Source organism: Nonomuraea sp. NPDC049309 (genome assembly GCF_043196965.1).
In the GTDB taxonomy this organism is placed as follows: Bacteria; Actinomycetota; Actinomycetes; order Streptosporangiales; family Streptosporangiaceae; genus Nonomuraea; species Nonomuraea fastidiosa.
In genome coordinates, this window is record NZ_JBICSH010000003.1 from 824605 (window position 1) to 847202 (window position 22598).

Annotated in this window: 22 protein-coding genes, 1 tRNA gene and 1 riboswitch; of the genes, 9 read left to right on the plus strand and 14 right to left on the minus strand. The window is 72.2% G+C overall.

Annotated features, from left to right (window positions below; translation table 11 throughout):
• Positions 1-77 precede the first annotated feature (77 nt).
• Positions 78-809: a toxin glutamine deamidase domain-containing protein gene (locus tag ACGFIM_RS24385; protein WP_393203873.1), complete on the plus strand. Its 732-nt coding sequence runs from the start codon at positions 78-80 to the stop codon at positions 807-809.
• Positions 806-1075, plus strand: a complete 270-nt coding sequence (locus ACGFIM_RS24390; RefSeq protein WP_393203875.1) for a hypothetical protein — start codon at positions 806-808, stop codon at positions 1073-1075. The genes ACGFIM_RS24385 and ACGFIM_RS24390 overlap by 4 nt, the downstream gene beginning before the upstream one ends.
• Positions 1076-1349: 274 nt before the next feature.
• Here the strand turns inward: ACGFIM_RS24390 and ACGFIM_RS24395 are convergent, their stop codons facing one another.
• The 4 genes from ACGFIM_RS24395 to ACGFIM_RS24410 all read right to left on the minus strand — a co-directional run bounded on the left by ACGFIM_RS24395 (position 1350) and on the right by ACGFIM_RS24410 (position 6592).
• Positions 1350-3836, minus strand: coding sequence for an ABC transporter permease (locus tag ACGFIM_RS24395; protein WP_393203877.1), 2487 nt, complete (start codon positions 3834-3836; stop codon positions 1350-1352).
• 1 nt (position 3837) lies between these two features.
• The gene (locus ACGFIM_RS24400; RefSeq protein ID WP_393203879.1) at positions 3838-4596 is read right to left on the minus strand and encodes an ABC transporter ATP-binding protein; all 759 of its coding nucleotides are present in this window, start codon (positions 4594-4596) and stop codon (positions 3838-3840) included.
• A gap of 110 nt (positions 4597-4706) precedes the next feature.
• Positions 4707-5396 carry a response regulator transcription factor gene (locus tag ACGFIM_RS24405; RefSeq protein WP_393203881.1) on the minus strand — a complete coding sequence of 230 codons (690 nt, stop codon included), beginning with the start codon at positions 5394-5396 and terminating at the stop codon, positions 4707-4709.
• On the minus strand, positions 5393-6592 hold the full coding sequence (locus ACGFIM_RS24410; protein ID WP_393203883.1) for a sensor histidine kinase: 1200 nt from the start codon (positions 6590-6592) through the stop codon (positions 5393-5395). The genes ACGFIM_RS24405 and ACGFIM_RS24410 overlap by 4 nt, the downstream gene beginning before the upstream one ends.
• A 164-nt stretch (positions 6593-6756) precedes the next feature.
• Here ACGFIM_RS24410 and ACGFIM_RS24415 point away from each other — a divergent pair, with 164 nt between their 5' ends.
• A complete protein-coding gene (locus tag ACGFIM_RS24415) occupies positions 6757-7275 on the plus strand; it encodes a hypothetical protein (protein ID WP_393203885.1) in 519 nt (172 codons plus the stop codon).
• Positions 7276-7330: 55 nt separating this feature from the next.
• Here the strand turns inward: ACGFIM_RS24415 and ACGFIM_RS24420 are convergent.
• Positions 7331-7403: transfer RNA gene (locus ACGFIM_RS24420), tRNA-Leu, on the minus strand.
• Between the two features lie 302 nt (positions 7404-7705).
• A complete protein-coding gene (gene bcp / locus ACGFIM_RS24425; RefSeq protein WP_393203887.1) occupies positions 7706-8179 on the minus strand; it encodes a thioredoxin-dependent thiol peroxidase in 474 nt (157 codons plus the stop codon).
• 178 nt (positions 8180-8357) lie between these two features.
• Between bcp and ACGFIM_RS24430 the strand changes: the two genes are divergently transcribed.
• The gene (locus tag ACGFIM_RS24430) at positions 8358-8684 is read left to right on the plus strand and encodes a DUF3618 domain-containing protein (RefSeq protein ID WP_393203889.1); all 327 of its coding nucleotides are present in this window, start codon (positions 8358-8360) and stop codon (positions 8682-8684) included.
• 53 nt (positions 8685-8737) lie between these two features.
• Here the strand turns inward: ACGFIM_RS24430 and ACGFIM_RS24435 are convergent, their stop codons facing one another.
• Positions 8738-9931 (minus strand): amino acid deaminase/aldolase, encoded by a 1194-nt coding sequence (locus ACGFIM_RS24435; RefSeq protein WP_393203891.1) that lies wholly within the window; start codon positions 9929-9931, stop codon positions 8738-8740.
• A gap of 137 nt (positions 9932-10068) precedes the next feature.
• On the opposite strand from ACGFIM_RS24435, the gene ACGFIM_RS24440 reads away from it, so the two are divergent.
• Both ACGFIM_RS24440 and ACGFIM_RS24445 read left to right on the plus strand, forming a co-directional pair.
• A complete protein-coding gene (locus tag ACGFIM_RS24440) occupies positions 10069-10671 on the plus strand; it encodes a DUF6286 domain-containing protein (protein ID WP_393204182.1) in 603 nt (200 codons plus the stop codon).
• A gap of 64 nt (positions 10672-10735) precedes the next feature.
• A complete protein-coding gene (locus tag ACGFIM_RS24445; protein WP_393203893.1) occupies positions 10736-11251 on the plus strand; it encodes a hypothetical protein in 516 nt (171 codons plus the stop codon).
• Here ACGFIM_RS24445 and ACGFIM_RS24450 read toward each other — a convergent pair.
• From ACGFIM_RS24450 to ACGFIM_RS24480, 7 genes are all read right to left on the minus strand, one after another.
• Complete coding sequence (locus ACGFIM_RS24450) at positions 11232-12608, minus strand: L-serine ammonia-lyase (protein ID WP_393203895.1); 1377 nt, start codon at positions 12606-12608, stop codon at positions 11232-11234. The genes ACGFIM_RS24445 and ACGFIM_RS24450 overlap by 20 nt on opposite strands.
• A 57-nt stretch (positions 12609-12665) precedes the next feature.
• On the minus strand, positions 12666-13055 hold the full coding sequence (gene gcvH / locus ACGFIM_RS24455; protein WP_364061203.1) for a glycine cleavage system protein GcvH: 390 nt from the start codon (positions 13053-13055) through the stop codon (positions 12666-12668).
• Complete coding sequence (gene gcvT / locus ACGFIM_RS24460) at positions 13052-14137, minus strand: glycine cleavage system aminomethyltransferase GcvT (RefSeq protein WP_393203898.1); 1086 nt, start codon at positions 14135-14137, stop codon at positions 13052-13054. The genes gcvH and gcvT overlap by 4 nt, the downstream gene beginning before the upstream one ends.
• Before the next feature lie 130 nt (positions 14138-14267).
• Positions 14268-14365: riboswitch (glycine riboswitch) on the minus strand.
• Positions 14366-14433: 68 nt separating this feature from the next.
• Positions 14434-15126, minus strand: coding sequence for a gamma-glutamyl-gamma-aminobutyrate hydrolase family protein (locus ACGFIM_RS24465; protein WP_393203900.1), 693 nt, complete (start codon positions 15124-15126; stop codon positions 14434-14436).
• A gap of 13 nt (positions 15127-15139) precedes the next feature.
• Positions 15140-15904, minus strand: a complete 765-nt coding sequence (locus ACGFIM_RS24470) for a 3-oxoacyl-ACP reductase (RefSeq protein ID WP_393203902.1) — start codon at positions 15902-15904, stop codon at positions 15140-15142.
• Between the two features lie 5 nt (positions 15905-15909).
• Entirely contained in the window at positions 15910-17253 is a 1344-nt protein-coding gene (locus tag ACGFIM_RS24475) for an aldehyde dehydrogenase family protein (protein WP_393203904.1), read from the minus strand.
• Positions 17254-17262: 9 nt separating this feature from the next.
• Complete coding sequence (locus ACGFIM_RS24480) at positions 17263-18633, minus strand: glutamine synthetase family protein (RefSeq protein ID WP_393203906.1); 1371 nt, start codon at positions 18631-18633, stop codon at positions 17263-17265.
• Between the two features lie 123 nt (positions 18634-18756).
• Between ACGFIM_RS24480 and ACGFIM_RS24485 the strand changes: the two genes are divergently transcribed.
• From ACGFIM_RS24485 to ACGFIM_RS24495, 3 genes are all read left to right on the plus strand, one after another.
• The gene (locus ACGFIM_RS24485) at positions 18757-19461 is read left to right on the plus strand and encodes a FadR/GntR family transcriptional regulator (RefSeq protein WP_393204184.1); all 705 of its coding nucleotides are present in this window, start codon (positions 18757-18759) and stop codon (positions 19459-19461) included.
• A 103-nt stretch (positions 19462-19564) separates the two neighbouring features.
• Positions 19565-20323, plus strand: coding sequence for a hypothetical protein (locus ACGFIM_RS24490; protein ID WP_393203908.1), 759 nt, complete (start codon positions 19565-19567; stop codon positions 20321-20323).
• 566 nt (positions 20324-20889) lie between these two features.
• Positions 20890-22596 (plus strand): ABC transporter ATP-binding protein, encoded by a 1707-nt coding sequence (locus tag ACGFIM_RS24495; protein WP_393203910.1) that lies wholly within the window; start codon positions 20890-20892, stop codon positions 22594-22596.
• The last annotated feature ends 2 nt before the right edge of the window (positions 22597-22598 follow it).

Below are 22598 nucleotides of genomic sequence, written 5' to 3' on the forward strand. Positions count from 1 at the left end.
CCGTGTTTCGCGAGCACAAGCCGAGTGTCCGGTGGGTCCTTCCAGATGGCCGATACAACCCCGTCGTCGCCGGTGGCATGCGGTGGCTCGACTACGAGCACGCCGCCGAGAGCGATGCCGATTCCGCATTCTCCGCCGCGCCATCGGACGAGCTCGTGCCCGCGGCGGCCGCGCGGCCTGCTGACGGCGGCGACTGGTTCGACGGCCCGCACCGGCCGCCCAGGCTGGCCGACAGCCGTCCCTACGGCGTGCCGGGCGGGCTCGTGCACCCCGACCCGCAGGTGGAGCGGGATCTCGCCGAGGCGGTGCGCGGCTGCGCACGCTTTCCCGACCCGCGCGGCACGTGGGTGCGCCTGATCAACGGCGGCGGCCCGGCCGACGACCCGTTCAGGGCGTCCAACGCCGCCGACTGCGCCCTCGCGGTGCTGTCCACGTGGCACGGCGAGCCCGCGGCGGCCGCGCCCCGGCTGCCCGAGTACGACCGGATAGGCCGCCCGGTGCTGACCGGCGAGCAGGGCAGCGTGGCGCGGATCGAGCGCTGGGTCGGCCATCGCCTGCAGTACGCCGGACAGGGCAGGCACGCCTACCCGATGATCGCCCACCGGCTCGCCGAGGCCGGCCACGGCGCGAGCGCCGTGATCGTGGTGCGCTGGCCGGGCGGCGGCAGCCACGCGTGGAACGCGGTCAACTTCGAGGGCGAGGTGATCTGGATCGACGCGCAGCGGGGCCACATGTCGGTCGAGCCGCCGTACCGGACGGTGACCGGGGTGTTCTGCGTGATCCTCGACAGGCAGGGACGGCCGCGATGAACCTGGAGCAGGCCAGAGCGCTGGCTGAGGAGTACTTCAACGGGGTCCGGCCGCCGGAGGAGGCGGTGCCCGTGGGCGTCTACGGCTTCGAAGGCGGGTACGTCGGGTGGGTGCGCGATCTGGAGCCCGACGACCCGGCCTGCCTGCCGGACACGGCCGGCGCGGGGTGCATCGTGATCGACCGGGCGACGGGCGAGGTGGTGGTGCGGCCCTTGCTCGACGTGGAGACGGTGGCCGAGCTCTGGCCCGGCCCGACCCCGCGCTGAACGCCCCCGTACGCCCGCCGGCCGGACACGGTCCGCGCCCCAGGCCTGGCCGCGCCCGCCTCGGGTGCCCGAAGCCCGGCGGAGCCCGTCGCTGAAACGGCCCGCGCCGGGCGTGATCCCGCGCCGAGAGGCACCGTACGCGCGATCCCGCGCCGGGAGGCCCTGTACGCGCGAAGCCGGGCGCCGCCCCCATGTGGCGCCCGACCTGCGCGTTCCCTCCTATCCGCTTTTTCAGGATTTATTCACGAATGTCGGTTTTATTCGGCTGTCGGTTTTATTCGGCGGAGAGTGAGCCCACGATGGACGCCCGCGCCGCCCGCCGCGCCGGAAGGACGGCCGCCAGCACCCCCGCCACCCCGGACAGCGCCACGAACACCACGACCTGCGCGACCGGCACCGCGTAGCGCGCGTCCGGCAGCAGCGCCCGCATCGCCACCCAGCCGAAGACGAGCCCGAGCGCGACGCCGACCAGCGCCCCGATCAGCCCGAGCAGCAGCGCCTCGACCGACAGCATCCGGCGTAGCTGCGCCCGGGTGAGGCCGAGCGCCCGCAGCAGGGCGGACTCGCGGGTGCGTTCGTGCACCGACAGCGACAGCGTGTTCGCGATGCCGAGCAGCGAGATGAGGATGGCCAGGCCGAGCAGCCCCATCATGATCATCACGAGCATGTCGAGCGTCTCGTCGAACTGCCCGCGCACCTCCGCCGCGCTGGTGACGTGCACGTTCGGGTAGGCAGCGGCGGCGGCGTCCACCACCGCGCGGGCCCGCTCGGCGGGCACGCCGTCCTTGATCGAGACCAGCACCTGCGCGTCGGGCACCGCGCCGAAGTAGGCGTCGAACGCCCGCTCGGGCACCGTGACCGCGGGCAGCAGGGTCTGATCTCCGTCGAGCAGCGCGACCACCGTCAAGGAGACCGTGCCCGCCCGCTCGGTCACCAGCTCCGCCGTGCCGCCGAGCCGCAGCCCGAGCCGGGCCGCCGTACGCTCGTCCACGGCAACCTGACCGGCCGCGAAGCCGTCCAGCGACCCGGCCGTCACGTACGGCTCCACCTGCCCGCTGAAGGTGCCCACCTGCTGCTCCCCGCCGCCGAAGACGGCCCGCACCCGGCGGATCCGCCCCACCGCGTCCAGCTCGGGCCGTGCGCCCAGCTCCTCGCCGACCGAGCGCGGGATGACGGAGCCGCGCTCCTGGTCGACGAGCACGTAGTCGATGGGGAACTGCTCGTCCAGCTTGCCCGTCATGGTCAGCCTGGTCGAGGCACTGACCACGGAGATGAGCGTCATCAGCGTCACTCCGACCGTCAGCGCGACCGTGGTGGTGGCGGCCCGCCTGGGGTTGCGCGCCGCGTTGTCCACCGCCAGCCGCCCCGGCATCCCGAAGAGCCGGCGCGGCAGCGCGCCCACGATCGCGCTCAGCGGCCCGATGAGCACCGGCCCGAGGATCAGCACCGACAGGAACGTCAGCGCGCCCCCCGCCATGACGACGATCAGCGCGGCCTCGCCCGACGGCATCGCGAACGCGCCCGCGCCGCTCGCGGCGGCCCCCGCGAGCAGGAAGAGCGCCGCGAACGCGATGCGCGCCTTCCCGGTGCGGAACACCTGCTCCTCCGGCTCGCTGCGCAGCGCGGCGATCGGCGCGACGCGGGTCGCCGCCCTGGCGGGCAGCACGGCCGCGCACACCGTGACCGTCACGCCCACTCCCAGCCCGGCGCCGACCGTGGCGGGGGAGAGCGAGACGGCCGCGTCGGTGGGCAGCGGGACGTCGAACGCGCCGAGCACGGCCAGCGCGACCGTGGCCAGGCCGTACCCGGCGGCGAGGCCGGCGAGCGAGGCGAGCAGGCCCACGACGGCCGACTCCAGCAGCACCTGGCCGAACACCTGACGGCGGGTCGCCCCGATGCAGCGCAGCAGCGCCATCTCGCGGGTGCGCTGGGCGACGAGGATGGTGAAGGTGTTGTAGATGACGAGCGCGGCCACCAGCATCGCGACGACGCCGAACAGCAGCAGGCCCACCGTGAACACCCGCCGCTCCACGCCCGCCTGCTCGGCGAGCCGGTCGGCGAGCTCCGCGCCGGTCATGACCTGGTAGGAGCTCCCGGCCGCCGCCGCGACGGCCTGCTCGAGCCCGGGGCCGGTGCCCTTGACGTCGATCTCGGCGTACCCCTCGGCGCCGGTCATGCGGCGCGCGGTCTCCGGGGTGAAGCCGACCGCGCCGGTGAAGGCGAGCTGCTGGTCGAGGCCCACGTCGATGAGGCCGACGAGGCGGAAGTCGTGCCGCCGCTTCCTGAAGTCGAGCACGGTGATCGTGTCGCCGAGGCGCAGGCCCTGCGCCTTGGCGGTGTTCTCGTCCAGCACGGCCGCCTGGTCGTCGGTGCCCGGTCCGGTGCCCGCGACCACGTCGGTGCGGCCGAGAGGGCCGGTGACGACCGAGACGGCGGTGGTGGGCGCGTTGCCCGCGGTCTTGCCGTCCTTGCCGAGGACGGGCGCGCTGCCGCGGATGAGGCCCTGCGCCTCGGTGACGCCGGGCAGGTTCCTGATGCGGTCGAGCAGATCGGCGGGCAGCGGCTCGTCCTGGCTCTTGGCGAGCACGGCGACGTCCACCTTGCCGGCGTTCGCGGTCACCCGCTGGGCGAAGCCCGCCTCGATGGTGTCGTTCAGCACGAACGTGCCCGCGATGAAGCCCACACCCAGCACGATCGCCAGCGACGTGAGCATGAGCCTCAGCCGGTGCGCGCGCAGCCCGGCCAGAGTGGTCTTCAGCACCTCACGCCTCCAGCCGGACGAGCGTGTCCAGCACGGACTGCGGCGTCGGCGCGGTGACCTCGGTGACCAGCTCGCCGTCGCGCAGGAACACCACGCGGTCGGCGTACGAGGCCGCCACCGGGTCGTGGGTGACCATGACGATCGTCTGGCCCAGTTCGCGTACGCACGAGCGCAGGAACGCCAGCACCTCCGCGCCGCTGCGCGAGTCCAGGTTCCCCGTCGGCTCGTCCGCGAAGATCACCTGAGGCTTGCTCATCAGCGCCCTGGCCACCGCCACCCGCTGCTGCTGCCCGCCGGACAGCTGCGCGGGCCGGTGCGCGAGCCTGTCGCGCAGCCCGACGGTGTCGATGACCCGCTCGAACAGCGCCTCGTCGGCCTGGCGGCCCGCGATGTCCAGCGGCAGCCGGATGTTCTGCTCGGCGGTCAGCGTGGGCAGCAGGTTGAACGCCTGGAAGATGAAGCCGATCCGCTCACGGCGCAGCAGCGTGAGCCGACGGTCGCTCAGCCCCGTCAGCTCGACGTCGCCGATGTGCACGGTGCCGGACGTCGCCGTGTCGAGCCCGGCCAGGCAGTGCATCAGCGTCGACTTGCCGGACCCCGACGGGCCCATGATCGCGGTGAACGCGCCCGTCTCGAAGGAGACGGTGACCCCGCGCAGGGCGTGGACCCGGGCGTCGCCCTGGCCGTACACCTTGGTCAGTTCGGTTGCCACCACGGCGGCGGGCGCGCGCCGCCGGGTCTCGGTGAGCGTCACGGTCACTCCTCGATCGCAGGTCACGGATGCGGAACGCGACCAACGCTAGGAGCGGAAATGTCCCGTCTGGTGGGCCTTGAGGATGGCTTTCACCTGCGCCGCCAGATGACCCCGGGTCAGACTTCCGGCCGATGCGCGGGCGGCGGTGAAGAGTTTCGATCGGGCCCGTGGGCGGGCACGACCAGGCCCGCCTCGTACGCGTACACGACGGCCTGCGCCCGGTCCCGCAGCCCCAGCTTGGCCAGCACCCGGCCGAGATGCGTCTTGACCGTCGCCTCGGCCACCGCGAGGCGGGCCGCGATCTCCGCGTTGGACAGGCCGCGCGCCACCATGAGCAGCACCTCGCGCTCGCGCGGCGTCAGCGAGGCGGCCTCCGGCGGCCCCTGGCCGTCGGGCAGGTGCTCGGCGAAGCGGTTCAGCATGCGGCGCAGCGTGCTCGGCGACATCACGGACTCGCCCGCGTGCACCACACGGATCGCGCTGACGAGATCGGCAGGGGGCACGTCCTTGAGCAGGAAGCCGGCCGCGCCCGCCTTGACCGCCGCGAAGGCGTACTCGTCGAGGTCGAACGTGGTCAGGATGAGCACCTTCGGCCCCCTGATCAGCCGGGTGGCCTCGACGCCGTCCATGCCCGGCATGCGGACGTCCATGAGCACGACGTCCACCTCGACGCGCCGGAGCAGCTCCAGGGCCGCCGCGCCGTCCCCTGCCTCCGCCACCACCTCGATGTCCGGCTGCGCCGCGAGCACCATCCTGAAGCCCGCGCGCAGCAGCTCCTGGTCGTCGACCAGCATCACCCTGATCACGCCGCCTCCCTCGCCACGGGCAGCCTGGCCACCACCTCGAAGCCGCCGCCCTGGCGGGGGCCCGCCGTGACCGCGCCGCCGTACATGCCGGCCCGCTCGCGCATGCCGATGAGCCCGTGACCGCCGCCGGTGCGCGGCGCGGCGGCGCCCCGGCCGTCGTCGGTCACCCGGACGAGCACGTCCCGGCCGCCGACCTCGATCTCGACGGCGGCGTTCGCGTCCGGCCCGCCGTGCTTGAGCACGTTCGTCAGAGCCTCCTGGACGATCCGGTAGACGGCGAGCTGCTGCCCCTCGGGCAGCCCGGCGGGATCTCCGGAGATCCGCAGCGTGGCGGGCACCGCGAACGTCGACACCAGCTCGGCGAGCTGGGCCAGGCCGGGCTGCGGGTCGTACGCGGCGGACTCCTCCCGGGACTCCGCCGCCTCCGACTCGGCCTCGGTCCTGCGCAGCACGCCGAGCAGCCTGCGCATCTCGGCCAGCGCCGCCCTGCCGGTGGCGGAGATGGCCTTGACGGCCGTACGGGCCTGCTCGACGTCGCTGTCGAGCGCGTAGCCCGCGCCGTCGGCCTGCACCACCATGACGCTGACGTTGTGCGCCACGACGTCGTGCAGCTCCCTGGCGATCCTGGCCCGCTCGGCCGCCGCGGCCATCCGCGCCCGCTGGTCGCGCTCGCGCTCGGCGCGTTCCGCGCGCTCCTCCAGGCTCTCCAGATAGCGGCGGCGGGTGCCGGCGTACAGGCCGGTCAGCCAGATCGTCACCACGAAGATCGAGCTGCTGAAGAACAGGCCGAGGCTCGGGTCGTCCCAGTTGATCATGACCATGGCGATGCCCAGCTCGGCCACCAGGCAGGCCGCGAGCGCCCAGCGGAAGCGGCATCGGCAGGCCACCGCGTAGAGCGCGACGAGCACGGCCAGGTTGGCCGGCATCGGGGCCAGCCCGGCCAGCCACTGGCCGAAGCTGACCAGCGCCACCGCGGCGAACGACGCCACCGGCCGGTGCCGCCACAGCAGCGGCAGCAGCAGGAGCGCCGACAGCCCCAGGTAGCCGCCGAGGCCGGGCACCGCGCCGCCGTCCGAGGTGCCGGCACCGCGGACGGCGAATGCGCTCAGCAGGCAGAACAGCGCCAGAGGGCTCGCCCAGAGGGCGTTGGCCAGCTTCTCGTGGTGTCGCGACCACTCCTGCACCCTGCCGAACACAACCTCACGATATGCAGGCGCTTTCCGGCTTCTGTCCGCCTCAAGGGTGAAGTGCGTGTACGACCCAGGTCTGACAGGGCCGAGCGGCTTACGGGCGGCTTACGGGGGTTTTGGCACCCTCCTTATCGGGAGCGCCCCTGCGGGGCGAGTAAAGGGAGATCGTGATGGCGGATCATGATCGCTACGCCGGGCCGCGCGGTGGTGAGGAAGCGCCGCGCGGCCCGGCCCCTGAGTGGCAGGACCGGCAGCTCAAATACGGCGAACGTGCGGATCAGCCGTACGCCGACATCCCGTTCACGCAGCCGCCGGCGGCCTGGGAGGCGCCCCAGGTGAGCGGCCGCGACAGGCGCGGGCGGCTCGTCGGCGCCGGCCTCGCCGGCCTGGTCGCGGGCGTGCTGATCGGCGGCTGCACCGTCGCCGTCGTCACCGACGCGCTGCCTCCCGGCAGGTTCAGCGTGTGGTACGAGAAGCCGTCGTGGCTGGGCGGCGGCCTCGTGGTACCCGAGCCTCCGGAGCCGCCGAAGCCGAACTGCTGGGAAAGCGAGGACATCGGGGACAGCGAGGACATCGGGGACAGCGAGGACGAGGTGCGCTGCGCCGTGCCGCGGGCGCCGCGCGTACCGCGGCTGCCGTCGGCGCCTGACGAGGACGAGGACGAGCCCCGGCGGACCTTCACCGGCTGAGCGGCGATGTCGAGGCGGGCCGTGGCCGGTCGGGGCGTGGAAACCCAATCGTTTGTAGGGCCGGTGGGATTCGAACCCACACTAACAGCCACCTAAAGACTGCGCCTCTGCCATTGGGCTACGACCCCTTTGCCATTGCCATGTCCCGCGAGTTTCAGTCGGGAAATGACAATTCGGGCACGGGAAGTGCCACGTGCCGCCAATCTTACCGCCTGCGCTCGCCTCCGGCGCCCTGCCCGCCACAGGCTTTATGGCGCGAATGACGTCGCTCAAGCCCGCTGTGGCAGCGCCTCTTGCACACCGACCAAAGCTCGTGGCGAGCATGTTTCTCCTGCGTCGCCCGAACTCGTCGGGGCGCGCTTCCCGCACGACTCCCGCGCGTGTCAGGGCGCGCGCGGGACCGTTCCGGGTGCCGTCGTGGGCCGGGGCGTCAGGCCAGGCCGAGCTTCTTCTTGAGCGAGGCCACGTGGCCCGTCGCCTTCACGTTGTAGAGCGCCTGCTCGATCTTGCCGTCGCCGTCGATGACGAACGTCGAGCGGATCACGCCCACGACCTCCTTGCCGTACAGCTTCTTCGTGCCGTAGGCGCCGTAGGCCTTGTGGACGGCCAGCTCGGGGTCGGACAGCAGGGGGAAGGTCAGTGCGTCGCGCTCGGCGAATTTGGCCAGCTTCTCCGGCTTGTCCTTGGACACACCGAGAACGACGAAACCCTCGGCGGTGAGCTGGTCGAGGTTGTCACGGAAATCGCACGCCTGTTTGGTGCAGCCGGGGGTCATCGCGGCGGGGTAGAAATAGAGGATCACGCGCTTGCCGCGGTAGTCGCCGAGCGAGACGGTGGCGCCGTCGGCGGCGGGGAGCGTGAACTCCGGTGCGGCGTCGCCGGGCGCGAGCTTGGTTTCGGTCACTTGGCCCTCCTGATTACCTGCCGCCAACTTACCGGCTCAACCTACCGGCCCCGCCGCGTCGCCCGGCTCACCGTGCGCGACGGTCGCCGTGCCGTCCGGTGCGCCGACCTGACAGACTGATCGCGACCAGAACGGACGGGCCCGCCGCGAGGGCACGCGTACGGTCGAAAGGAGAGCCATGGCCGACACCGATCCCGACGAGCTGGAGCGGCAGATCGCGCGGACGCGCGCGGAGCTGGCGCGGACGGTCGATGCCATCGTCGACCGGGTGAGCCCCAAGAGGGTCGCCGAGCGCACGGTCGCCGACGTCAAGAGCAGGGCAGGTCACTTCGTCGCCGCGGTCGGCGACGCGCTGGGGGGTGCGGCGCGGCCGGCGCGGCCCGGCGACGACGGCCAGGTGTGGGAGGACGAGCAGCCCGACCTGGGCCCTGTGCTGATCGGCATCGGCGCGGTGCTGGTCGTGGGTGCGGCCATCGTCCTCCTGCGCCGCCGCAGGCGCCGCTGACCCGGGGTCCTGCCCCGGGCGCGGCCCAGGTCCCGGCGTGGTGCGAGTGCGGGTCAGAGGAAGGTGCGGCCCTCGCCCCGGTACGTCGGCACCGACGCGACCAGCGTGTCCCCCTCGACCAGGTGCAGCGTGTCGAACCGCTCGCACAGCTCGCCCGCCTTGGCGTGCCTGAAGTACACCCGGTCGCCGATCCGCAGGTCCTCGGCCGCCTGGCCGAGCAGCGGGGTCTGCACCTCGCCCGCCCCTTCGTCGGGCGCGTAGCGCAGCCCGGCGGGCAGGTACGGTTGCGGCACCCGGCTGGGCCCGGTGGGGCCTGAGGCGATGTAGCCGCCGCCGAGCACGGTGACGACGTCCCCGGCGGGGCGGCGGACCACGGGCAGCGCGAAGAGCGCGGCCGGCCGCCCGGTGAAGTTCCGGTAGAAGTCGAACAGCCGGGGGTGGAAGAGCCCGGACCCCGCGGCCACCTCGGTGACGGCCCTCTCGCGTACGGTCCGCTCGACGGAGCCGGTGCCGCCGCCGTTGACGAACTCCAGCTCGGCGACCTGGCGTACGGCGTTGACGATCCTGCCCCTGCGCAGCACCAGTTCCCTGGCCGACAGCGCCTGCATGAGCCTGATGAGCCGGGCGTAGACGGCGCTGCCCGGCGGGTCGTCGCCGACCCCGGCGATCTGCGCCTCGTACGCCATCAGCCCGGCCAGCCGGAAGCCGGGACGCTTGGCGATGCTCGCGGCGAGATCGGCGGCCTGCTCGGGCTCGCGGATGGGGGAGCGCAGCGCGCCGGCCCTGAATGTGCCGCCGAAGGCGACGTACGAGGCGTCGATGTCGAGGCAGAGCCTGATCTCGGCGCGCGGCCGCACGCCGGAGACGGCGGCCTCGATGTAGTCGAGATGGGCGGCCGAGTCGATGGTGACGGCGATGCTCGCGGCGGCCTTCGGATCCGCCGCCAGGGCGGCCAGGGCCTGCCGGTCGGCGGTGGGGTAGGCGAGGAGGATGTCGGTGTGGCCGTGCCCGGCGAGCCAGAGCGCCTCCGGCAGCGTGTAGGCCATCAGCCCGCGGAAGCCGTCCATGGCGAGCACGCGGTCGAGTACCGCCCGGCACCGCACGGACTTGCTGGCCACCCTGATGGGCTTTCCCGCGGCGCGGCGCACGAGGTCGGCGGCGTTGGCCCGTAAGGCGTCGAGGTCGAGGAGCGCGAACGGCGGTTCGAGGCCGGCCGTGGCCCGGTCGTAACGCTGCCGGTCATCCATAACGGCAGCGTAACCGCATATCGGGCAAAAGAATATGAGGCTTGTTCGCCTTAATCTTCGTCCCCGTAAGGATCGGGCAAAGCGGCGGCGAGGGCGCGGTGTGGGCCGGGCGCTGCCCATGTACGTCTGTCGGTGTGATGACCACGCTTCAGCAGCTCCTGCCCGATGCCGTCGTCGCCCCGCGGAGCACCGGGCTGCGCAGGGCGACCAGGGCGCTGCGGCCGGCGCGTACCGTCCCGGGCGCCCTGGTGGCGCTCACGCTGGCGACCGGGCTCGGGGCGACGACGGCCGAAGTGGTCGCGGCGCTGCTCGGCGCGCCGCTCGGCTGGGTGCCGGTCAACGAGCTGATCGAGCTGGCCGGCCGGAGCACCTGGCCGGAGCTGGAGACGCTCGCGCTGGCCCTGGCGGGGGCGGGCGCGCTCATGCTGCTGCTCGCGATCCTGCCGGGCCGTCCGCGGCTGGTGCCGGTGGAGACCAGTGACCCGCTCATCGTCATCGGCATCACCCGCTCGGGGCTGCGCCGCACCCTGCGCGCGGCGGCCCAGCAGGTGAACGGCGTGGAGCGGGCGAGCGTACGGCTGCGCCGCCGCACGATCGAGGTGACGGTCATGACGAACGGCGAGAGCTCGGGCCAGATGCTCAGGCAGGTCGGCACCGTCGTGGGCGACCGCCTGGCCGGCGTCGGCACACTGACCACCTGCGAGGTCGTGGTCCGCCTGCGCCGGAGGGCCGTGCGATGAGCAGGTACACAGGCGGCGGGAGGGCCGTCATGGGCCGGTACGCAGGCAGCGGGAGGGCCGTCTGATGCGCCAATACGCAGGCAACCGTGTGGGACTCGCCGTCGTCGGGGCGATCCTGCTGGCACTCGGCGCGTACGCGTGGCTGCGCGGACAGGACCGCTTCTTCGACCTGCCGTCGGGCGCGAAGGTGCTGCCCGCCCACATACGCAAGTCGCTCGCCGACAGTCCGTGGCCGCTGTGGTTCGTCGCGTTCGGCCTGCTGCTGCTCACCCTGCTCGCGCTGCGCTGGCTGCTGCTCAGCCTCGGCTGGGGCCGCCGCGGCGCCCACAACGGCACGGGCACCGCGATGCTGTTCGTCGGGCTCAAGGGCGTGGACGGGCTGAGCAGGGCCGGCGTCCGGGTCGCCGCCGACGGCCTGCGCATCGGCCTGACCTGCCCGGCCGCCGCCGACGTCGGCGCGATCGTGAGCAAGCTCGACCAGGACATCGTGGGCCGGATCCGGCGCGAGGTCCGCGACGACGAGTGCCCGGCCGTGGTCCGGCTCCACGTACGGCGTCAGGTCAGCACTCGATCACGTTGACCGCGAGGCCGCCGCGCGAGGTTTCCTTGTACTTGTCGAGCATGTCGCGGCCGGTGTCGCGCATCGTCTTGATCGCCCGGTCGAGCGAGACGAAGTGCCGGCCGTCGCCGCGCAGCGCGATCCTGGCCGCGGTGATGGCCTTGTTGGAGGCCACCGCGTTGCGCTCGATGCACGGGATCTGCACCAGGCCGCCGATCGGGTCGCAGGTCAGCCCCAGGTTGTGCTCGATGCCGATCTCGGCGGCGTTCTCCACCTGCTCGGGCGTGCCGCCCAGGGCCTCGGTGAGCCCGGCGGCGGCCATCGAGCAGGCCGAGCCGACCTCGCCCTGGCAGCCCACCTCGGCTCCGGAGATCGAGGCGTTCTGCTTGAACAGCACCCCGATCGCGCCCGCCGTGAGCAGGAAGCGGATGACGCCGTCGTCGTCGGCGTGGGGGACGAAGCGCGTGTAGTACGTCAGCACGGCCGGGATGATGCCGGCGGCGCCGTTGGTGGGGGCGGTGACGATCCTGCCGCCGGCCGCGTTCTCCTCGTTGACCGCCAGCGCGAAGAGCGTCACCCAGTCCATCGCCTGCAGCGGGTCCTTCTCCGGCGGCTCCGACTGCAGGCGGCGGTGGAGCTGGTTGGCGCGGCGCCTGACCTTCAGCCCGCCGGGCAGCACGCCCTCCTTGGAGATGCCGCGCGCGACGCACTCCGACATGACCCGCCAGAGGTTCATCAGGCCGCTCCTGATCTCCTCCTCGGTGCGGCCGAACGCCTTCTCGTTCTCCAGCATCAGCGCGGAGATCGACAGGCCGGTGGCCGAGCAGTGCTTGAGCAGCTCCTCGGCGGTGCCGAACGGGTACGGCAGCACGGTGTCGTCCGGCTTGATGCGGTCGGCGCCGGTGGCCCGCTCGTCCACCACGAAGCCGCCGCCGACGGAGAAGTAGACCTTCTCCCGCAGCCGCTCGCCCGACTCCGACCAGGCGGTGAAGCGCATGCCGTTGGGGTGCTCGGGCAGCGTGATCTTGCGTTCGAAGACGAGGTGCTCGCCGACGACGAAGGGGATCTCGCGGAGGCCGAAGAGCCGCACGGTGCCCGACTCGCGCATGGCGGCGATGCGGGCGTCCACGGTGTCCACGTCGACCAGCTCGGGCTTGTCGCCCGACAGGCCGAGCAGGACGGCCTTGTCGCTGCCGTGGCCCTTGCCGGTCAGGCCCAGCGAGCCGTACAGGATGACCTCCACGCGGGCCACCCGGTCGAGCAGGCCGTCCTGGTGCAGGCCGCGGGCGAACTTGTGCGCGGCGGCCATCGGGCCGCCGGTGTGCGAGCTCGACGGGCCGATGCCGATCTTGAACAGGTCGAAGACGCTGATCGCCATTGATGTGCGCCTTTCATGAAAGGCCGGGGCCCGGCCGTGCGGGCCCCGGCGGGTGGGTCAGGAGTCGCCCGCGGTGAGCGCGGCGTACTCCTCAGGCGAGAGCAGGTCCTCGGGGTCGCCCTCCACACGGACCTTGAACATCCAGCCCTCGCCGTACGGGTCGCTGTTGACCAGGCTCGGGTCGTCCACGACCGCCTGGTTCACCTCGACGATCTCGCCGCCGACCGGCGTGTAGACCTCGTTCACGGACTTGGTCGACTCCACCTCGCCGACGGAGTCGCCCGGTTCGACGTTGCTGCCGACCTCCGGGAGCTGCACGTAGACGACGTCACCAAGGGATTCGGCGGCGAAGTCCGTGATGCCGACGGTCACGGTGACGCTGTCCTCGACGCCCCGCACCCACTCGTGCTCCTTGGTGTAGCTCAGGTCGTCTGGGATGTTGCTCACTTGTTCCTCCTGTAAAAGGGCAGCTCGACCAGGTCCACAGGTTCATGGCTGCCCCGGATGTCCACAGCCAGGCCAGAATCGGCGCCGCTGTCCACGTAGGCCATCGCGATGGGCTTGCCCAAGGTCTGGGAAGGCGCACCGCTGGTGACCTCGCCGACCACCGCGCCGTCTCGGGTGACCGGGTAACCGTGGCGCGGCACCCGGCGGCCCCGCGCGACCAGGCCGACGAGCCTGCGCCTGGGCCGGTCGTCCTTGACCGCCTCCAGCGCGGACCGGCCGACGAAGTCACCGGGCTTGTCGAATTTCACCACCCTGCCGAGCCCCGCGTCGAACGGGGTCAGCTCCGTGGTCAGCTCGTTGCCGTACAGCGGCATGCCGGCCTCCAGGCGGAGCGTGTCGCGGGCGGACAGGCCCGCCGGCTTGAGCCCGTGCGGCTGGCCCGCGGCCGTGAGCGCGTGCCAGAGCGGGACGGCGTCCTCGTTGCGGATGAACAGCTCGAAGCCGTCCTCGCCGGTGTAGCCGGTGCGGGCGATGAGCGCCTCGCGGCCGTCCACGGTGCCGGGCAGGCCGGCGTAGTACTTGAGGCCGTCCAGGTCGGCGTCGGTGAGCGTGGCCAGGATCTCCTGCGAGCGCGGGCCCTGCACGGCGATCAGCGCGTACTGGTCTGAGCGGTCCTCGACGACCGCGTCGTACGCCTTCGCGCGCTCGGTCAGCTCGGCGGCGACCTTCTCGTAGTTGGAGGCGTTGGCGACGACCATGAACTCCTCGTCGCCGAGCCGGTAGACGATGAGGTCGTCGATCACCCCGCCGCGCTCATTGACGATCATGGTGTAGCGGGCCCGGCCGACGGCCAGCGCCGACAGGTGGCCGACGAGCGCGTAGTCGAGGGCCTCGCCGGCCTGCGGGCCGGTGACGAAGATCTCGCCCATGTGCGACAGGTCGAACAGCCCGGCCGCCTCGCGGACGGCGCGGTGCTCGGCGGACTCGCTGCCGTACCGGAGCGGCATGAGCCAGCCGGCGAAGTCGGTCAGGGTGGCGCCGAGGCTCTCGTGAACGTCTCGGAGCGGTGTCGGTCGGGACATTGATCGCACCTCAGGACAGGAGTGGATGCCAGCATCCTCCCCCTCTGTCATCGGTGCCTGAGAGCTTCGCCCGACTTTTGCCGGACTTTCACCTTCGGCGAGGCCCCGGGGGCCTGCTTTCCAGAGACACCGTAGCCGTGCGGTCCTTTGCCTTGAGAGGTTCGCGGGGAGGGCTTGCTCCTTCAGGGGCCCTGACCGGCTGTCAGGGCGCTCTCCCGCACGGTTTCGTCGGTGATGTCCGCCAGCCTAGTGGTGTTATGGGGGTCTTGTCGCGTTCCCCGTCCGGTGCGGGCCGTTCAGCAGGCCGCCACCAGGGCTTCGAAGAGCCTCGGGTCGGCCGCCACCTCCGGGTGCCACTGCACGGCCATCGTGAGGGCGTCCCGGTCCAGCTCCACCGCCTCGACCGCGCCGTCCGCCGCCGTCGCGGTCACCGCCAGGCCGGGCGCGAGGCGGTCCACGGCCTGGTGGTGGTAGTGGGGGACCGGCAGCGGCTGCTCGCCCAGCGCCTTCGCCAGCCGCGAGCCGGGCACGGGTGTGACCGGCAGGTCGCCGAACCGGCCGGGGCCCGGGCAGTGATCGGTGTGGCCCACGACGTCCGGCAGGTGCTGGTGCAGGCTGCCGCCGAGCAGCACGTTCAGCACCTGAAGGCCCCGGCAGATGCCCAGGTAGGGCAGGCCCGCGTCGAGCGCCGCGCGCAGCAGCGCGAACTCGGCCGCGTCGCGGAACTCCCGCACGTAGCCGGTGCGCTCGTGCGGCGCCGCGGCGTACCTCGCCGGGTCGATGTCGCCGCCGCCCGCCAGGATCAGCCCGTCGAGCCGGTCCACGAGCGCGGCCGGATCGCCGATCGGCGGCAGCACCACCGGCTGCCCGCCCGCCGCCGCCACCTTCTCCACGTAGCCGTACGGCAGCAGCGCGGCGGGCGTGTCCCGCCACACCGTGAACGTGGCCTGCTCGACGTAACAGGTGATGCCGATGACCGGACGCCGCATGGCGTGCCCCCTCCTACAGCGGTGTGACGTACGCGCCCGAGATGCCGCCGTCCACCAGGAATTCGCTGGCCGTGATGAACGACGCGTCGTCGCTGGCCAGGAACGCCACCGCCGCCGCGATCTCCGACGCCTCGGCGAAGCGCCCGATCGGCACGTGCACCAGCCGCCGCTGCGCCCGCTCCGGGTCCTTGGCGAACAGCTCCTGCAGCAGCGGCGTGTTCACCGGGCCGGGGCACAGCGCGTTCACCCTGATGCCCTCCCTGGCGAACTGCACGCCCAGCTCGCGCGAGAGCGCCAGCACGCCGCCCTTCGACGCGGTGTAGGAGATCTGCGAGGTCGCCGACCCCATGACCGCCACGAACGAGGCCGTGTTGATGATCGAGCCCTTGCCCTGCCGCCGCATGTACGGGATGACGTGCTTGCAGCACAGGTAGACGCTGGTGAGGTTCACCTCCTGGACCTGCCGCCAGGCGTCCAGCCCGGTCTCCAGGATCGAGTCGTCGTCGGGCGGCGAGATGCCGGCGTTGTTGAACGCGATGTCCACGCTGCCGTAGGTCTCGTGGGCGGTGGCGAACATGCGGACCACGTCGTCCTCGCGGGTCACGTCGGCCCGCACGAACAGGCCGCCGACCTCGCTCGCGGCCTTGGCGCCCGCGTCCTCGTCGATGTCCGCGCAGACCACCCTGGCGCCCTCCTCGGCCAAGCGCCGGGCCGTGGCCAGCCCGATCCCGCTCGCCGCCCCCGTGATGACCGCCACCCGATCCTGCAAGCGCTGCATCCGTGTCACTCCGTTGCGATGAAGACGTTCTTGACCTCGGTGAACGCCGCCAGGGCGTCAGGGCCGAGCTCCCTGCCGAGTCCGGACTGCTTGAAGCCGCCGAACGGGGTCCAGTAACGGACGGACGAGTGGGAGTTGACCGACAGCGCGCCCGACTCGACGGCCCTGGCCACGCGCAGCGCCCGCCCCACGTTGCGGGTCCAGATGGAGCCGCTCAGCCCGTACGGGGTGTCGTTGGCGATGCGCACGGCCTCGGCCTCGTCCTCGAATCTGGCCACCGACACCACGGGACCGAAGATCTCCTCGGTGAACGCCCGGTCGGTGACCTCCGGGGTCAGCACGGTGGGCGGGAACCAGAAGCCCTTGCCCTGCGGGCAGGAGCCCTGCAGGTAGGGGGTGCCCTCGACGAAGCCCGCCACGCGGGCCAGGTGCTCGGCACTGATGAGCGGGCCCATCTCGGTGGCCTCGTCGCGCGGGTCGCCGACCTTGACCCCGAGCACGGCGGGGGCGAGCAGGGCCATGAACTCGTCGTACACGCTCGCCTGGACGAGCAGGCGGGAGCGGGCGCAGCAGTCCTGCCCCGCGTTGTCGAACACCGCGTACGGCGCCGTCGCCGCGGCCTTGTCCAGGTCGGCGTCCGCGAACACGATGTTCGCCGACTTGCCGCCCAGCTCGAGCGTGACCCGCTTGACGTGGCGCGCGGCCTTGGCCGCGATCTCCTTGCCCACCTCGGTCGAGCCGGTGAAGACGATCTTGGGTACGTCGGGATGCTCGACCAATCGGGCGCCCGCGACCTCCCCTGCCCCAGGCAGCACCTGGAGCACCCCCTCGGGGAGGCCCGCCTCCAGGGCCAGCTCGGCCAGCCGCAAGGCGGTCAGCGGGGTCCACTCGGCCGGTTTGACGATCACCGTGTTGCCCGCCGCCAGCGCGGGCGCCACGCCCCACGACATGATCAGCATGGGGAAGTTCCACGGCACGATCACCCCGACCACGCCCAGCGGCTCGTGGAAGGTGATGTCCACGCCGCCCGGCACCGGGATCTGCTTGCCGTGCAGGCGCTCGGGGGCCGCCGCGTAGAAGTGCAGCACGTCGCGTACCGCGCCCGCCTCCCAGCGGGCGCTGCCGATCGGATGACCGGCGTTGGCCAGCTCCAGCTCGGCCAGCTCGGCGCCGTGGGCGTCCACCACCTCGGCGAACCTGCGCAGCAGCCGCGCCCGGTCGCCCGGCGCCACCGCGCGCCAGCCCGCGTAGGCCTTCTTGGCACGCTCCACGGCCCGGTCGACCTCGGCGGCGCCGGCGAGCTCGACGTCGGCCAGGACCTCCTCCGTGGCCGGATTGATGATCTTCATGCGCCCCCGTCACATGCGCTCGAAACCACGGAACATCTCCCAGTCCGTCACCGCCGCGTCGAACGCGGCCAGCTCCACGCGCGCGTTGTTCGCGTAGTGCTCGACCACGTCCTCGCCGAAGCAGGCCTTGGCCAGCTTCGACCCCTCGAACGCGGCCAGCGCGTCGCGCAGCGTCAGCGGCACGGTCTCCGCCCCCGAGGTGTAGGCGTTGCCCGCGTACGGCTCCTCCAGCGGCAGCTCCTCGTCGATGCCGTGCAGGCCCGCCGCGATCAGTGCCGCCACCGCGAGGTACGGGTTCACGTCGCCGCCCGGCACGCGGTTCTCCACCCGCAGCGACAGGCCGCGGCCCACCAGGCGCAGCGAGCAGGTGCGGTTGTCCACCCCCCACTTGAGCGCCGTGGGGGCGAAGCTGCCGGGCACGAAGCGCTTGTAGGAGTTGATGTTGGGCGCGTACAGCAGGGTCAGCTCCCGCATGCAGGCGAGCTGCCCGGCCACGAAGCGCGCCCCGAGCTGGGAGAGCCCGTACGGACCCTCGCCCGCCAGCACCGGCTCGCCGTCCACGCCGCGCAGCGAGATGTGGATGTGGCAGGAGTTGCCCTCACGCTGGTTCGGCTTGGCCATGAACGTGATCGACCGGCCCTCCTGGGCGGCGATCTCCTTGGCCCCCGTCTTGTAGATGACGTGGTTGTCGCAGGTCGTCAGCGCCTCGGCGTAGCGGAAGGCGATCTCGTGCTGGCCGAGGTTGCACTCGCCCTTGGCGGACTCGACGTACAGGCCCGCGCCCTCCATCTCGCGCCGGATCCTGCGCAGCAGCGGCTCCACGCGGGCGGTGCCGAGCAGCGAGTAGTCGACGTTGTAGAGGTTGGCCGGGGTCAGGTCGCGGTACCCGCGCTTCCAGGCGTCCTCGTAGCTGTCGTCGTAGATCACGAACTCCAGCTCCGTGCCCACGTACGCGGCCAGGCCGCGCTCGGCCAGCCTGGCGAGCTGGCGGCGCAGGATCTGGCGCGGCGAGGCGGCGACCTCCGAGCCGTCCGCCCAGGCCAGGTCGGCCATCAGCAGCGCGGTGCCCTCGTGCCACGGGATGCGGCGCAGCGTGCTCAGATCGGGCTTCATGACGAAGTCGCCGTAGCCCCTGTCCCAGGACGACATGGCGTAGCCGGAGACGGTGTTCATGTCGACGTCGACCGCAAGCAGGTAGTTGCAGCCCTCGCTGCCGTGGTGCAGCACCTCGTCGAGGAAGTAGCGCGCCGACAGCCGCTTGCCCTGCAACCTGCCCTGCATGTCGGCGATCGCGAGGAGCACGGTGTCGATCCGGCCCGCGGCGACCTCGTCGCGCAACTCGGCCACCGACAGGAACCCGCTGCTCGCTCCATCGCTCACGGTATGTCGCTCCCATCCGGCCAGGGCGCTTACCCGCTGATTGGGCTAGTCTCAGACCATTGAGGTGCATGGTGGGATCGCTTGTCAAGGTCTGAGGACGTGTTGGACGAGTCGGCACGCTTGATGACGGTGTTGCGGCCGGTCAGGGCCGGCAACGCCTTCGAGGAGACGGTCGAGCGGCTGCTCCAGGCGATCAAGCTCGGCGTCGTCCCGCCCGGCGGCAAGCTGCCGCCCGAGCGCGAGCTGGCCGTACGGCTCGGCATCAGCAGGGTGACGCTGCGCGAGGCCATCAGGGCGCTGTCCGACGCCGGCTACCTCGACGTCCGCAGGGGCCGGTACGGCGGGGCGTTCGTCACGTACCGGCCGCCCGAGCCCGACGCCGGCGCCGCCCGTCAGGCCGTCAACGCGATGGGGCCCGACGAGCTGGCCGACGCGCTCACCTTCCGCCTCGCCGTCGAAAGCGGCGCCGCCCAGGTGCTCGCCGCCTCAAAGCTCGACGACGCGGGGCGCGCGCTGCTGCTGCGCAGGCTCGACGAGCTGAACGCGGCCGGGCTCGACGACTACCGCCGGCTCGACACCGCGTTCCACCTGTCCATCGCCGAGCTGACCGGCTCCGGCCTGCTCGCCGCCACCTGCGCCGACGCCCGCTCCCGGGTCAGCGACCTGCTCAACGCCATCCCCATGCTGCAGGTCAACCTCGACCACGCCGCCGTCCAGCACCGGGCCATCGTGGACGCCATACTCGCCGGCGACCCCGAAGCCGCCGGACGGGCAGTCGCCGAGCACCTGGAAGGCACGGCCGCACTGCTGCGCGGCTTCCTGGCGTGAGGCGCGGGTTCGCCCCATGTGATGCGGGGTGTGACGGCGGGATGTGCGCGGGGACGACGGGCGCGACGGCCCGGCACGGCTCGTACCATCGAGGGCGAGAGCCATGGGGAACTGGTTTCAACACAGCATCGTCGCCACAGGACGGCTGCCGCTGTTCTGCTACTTCGTCATGCTCATCGTGTCGTTCATCGCCACCCGCATCAACGTCCGCCTCATCAGGGCGAAGGTCGGCTGGTTCCGCAACTTCACCGTGGGCGAGATGCACATCCACCACGTGGTGTTCGGCGTCATCCTCATGCTGATCGGCGGCGTCACGCTCATCGTCTCGCCCGGCTCCCAGACCGGCACCGCGATCGCCGCCTCCATCTTCGGCATCGGCTCCGCCCTCGTGCTCGACGAGTTCGCGCTCATCCTGCACCTGCATGACGTCTACTGGGAGGAAGAGGGCCGCACCTCGGTCGACGCCGTCTTCATCGCGATCGCCGTCAGCGGCCTGCTGCTCATCGGCCTGCGCCCCCTCACCTGGGAGTACGGCCCGCCCGTCATCAACCCCGCCGCGCTCATCGTGGCCAACCTCGTGCTCGCCGTCATCACCCTGCTCAAGGGCAAGATCTGGACGGGGATGGCAGGCCTGTTCGTGCCGCCCATGCTGCTCGTCGGCGCCATCAGGCTGGCGCGGCCCGGGTCGCCGTGGGCGCGATGGTTCATCGTCGAGCGCTCGCCGCGCAAGCTCGCCAAGGCCGTGCACCGGGAGGAGCGGTGGCGGCGGCCGGTCATCCGGGCGAAGATCGCATTCCAGGAGTTCCTGTCCGGCCGCCACGACCTCCCCTCCAGCCGCCGCACCCGCCGCTCGGCCCTGTAGCCTCCGGCTGGAACGCGTTCTAGGGGCGGGATGTGCGGCCCCGGCGCCATCACCTGCGACGCCGCCGCCCGCCGCCCCTCCCGTTCGCCCCCTTCCGTCGGCCGTCCCTTTCGCTCGCCGTCCTCTCCATCGGCGGTCCCCTCCGTTCGCCGTCCTTTCCGCCGGCCGCTCCTTCCGTTCGCCGTCTCCTTTCTCGGCCGTCCCTTCCGTTCCCGTCCTTTCGCCGGTTGCATCCTTTGCGGGTTTTCGCGGGGCGACCCTGTTGCCGGGCGCCTTCTGGCCGGGCGCGCTTCTGGCCGGCTGCGCGCCGAGACGCTCGCCTCGGTCCCGGGCTCCTCGACGCCCTGGTCGTCCGCCAAGACCGCACCGGATGCCGCCGGATGCGGAGATCGCGGGGCTGTCGCGGGAGCGCCGGAGAAGTCGCCCCGCCGCCTCCTCCTCAAGGAGGAGAGTCAACCAAAGTTGACATACTCAGGTCGTCAATCTAAGTTGACTGCTGCACCCGGGTGCGGATCGCGCGGTCCCGTTCGTTGGGGGAGTCGAGAAATGTCGTGAAAGGAGCCGCGGTGGTCAAGGAGTTGCTCGCCTACCTTCGTCCGCACCGGAAGATCCTCATCGTCGGCGGGCTGCTCGGCCTGATCGGCTCGGCGGCGGGCCTGGCCATGCCGCTGCTGGCCAAGTACGTCGTGGACGCCTTCGGCCGGAACGCCTCCATGGCGGGGCCGTTACTCGGGCTGACCATCGCGGTGGTGGTCGGGGCCGCGGTCTCGGCCGGAGGCAGCTACCTGATGGAGCGCACCGGCGAGGGCATCGTGCTCGGCGCCCGGCGCAGGCTCGTCGACCGCATGCTGCGGCTCAAAGTGGCCGACGTGGACCGGCTCAAGCCCGGCGACCTGCTGTCGCGGGTGACCGGCGACACGACGCTGCTGCGCTCGGTGCTGACCAACGGCGTGGTGGACTCGATCGGCTCGGTGTTCATGCTGGTCGGCGCGATCGTCATGATGGCCGCGATGGACGGCGTGCTGCTGCTGGTGACGCTGCTCGTCGTGGTGGTGATCGGCGGTCTCGTCGGGCTCATCATGCCGCGCATCCAGCGGGCGCAGGCCCAGGCCCAGGAGGCCGTGGGGGAGATGGGCGCCGTGCTCGACCGGGCGCTGCAGGCGTACCGGACGGTCAAGGCCAGCGGCGCCGAGGAGCGCGAGATCGCCGAGGTCGCGGGGGCCGCCACGCGCGCCCGCGACCGGGGCCTTCAGGTCGCCGGCTGGACGTCGCTCGCGGGAGTGGCGACGTGGATGACGGTGCAGATCGCGTTTCTCGCCGTGCTGGCCGTCGGCGGCGCGCGGGTCGCGTCGGGCGCGCTGGAGGTCTCGTCGCTGATCGCGTTCCTGCTCTATCTGTTCTACCTGGTGGCGCCGATCGGGCAGCTCGTCAACGGCGCGGTCGAGCTGCAGCAGGGCCTCGCCGCGCTCAGGCGCATCAAGGAGATCGAGGACCTGCCGGCCGAGCCCGCGGGCGTCGTACCGCACGAGGAGAGCACGCCGATCGGCGTGGAGTTCCGCGACGTCGTCTTCCGCTACGGCGACGACCGGCCGATCGTGCACAACGGCGTCACCTTCGAGGTGCCGGCGGGCGGGCTGACCGCGCTGGTCGGCCCGTCGGGAGCGGGCAAGTCCACGGTGTTCGCGCTGCTCGAACGCTTCTACGACCACCAGGACGGGCGAATTCTGGTGGACGGGCGCGACATCCGCGACTGGCCGCTCGGCGAGCTGCGCGCCGCGCTCGGCTACGTCGAGCAGGACGCCCCCGTCCTGGCCGGGACGCTGCGCGAGAACCTGCTGTTCGCCGCCCAGGACGTCACCGAGGACGAGCTGCGCTCCGTCATCGCGCGCACCCGCCTCGACGACCTCGTGGCCCGGCTGCCCGACGGGCTGGAGACCCCGGTCGGCCACCGCGGCGTGCTGCTGTCGGGCGGCGAACGGCAGCGCGTGGCCATCGCCAGGGCGCTGCTGCGCAAGCCCAGGCTGCTGCTGCTCGACGAGGCCACCTCGCAGCTCGACGCGGTCAACGAGCTGCGGCTGCGCGAGGTCATCGCCGAGGTCGCGCAGGAGACCACCGTGCTCGTCATCGCGCACCGCCTGTCCACGGTGACGGGCGCCGACCGGATCGTGGTGATGGAGGGCGGCGCCGTACGCGCGGTCGGCCGCCACGACGAGCTGGTGGGCGAGGACGAGCTCTACCGGGAGCTGGCCGCCACCCAGTTCCTCGTCGGGTGACA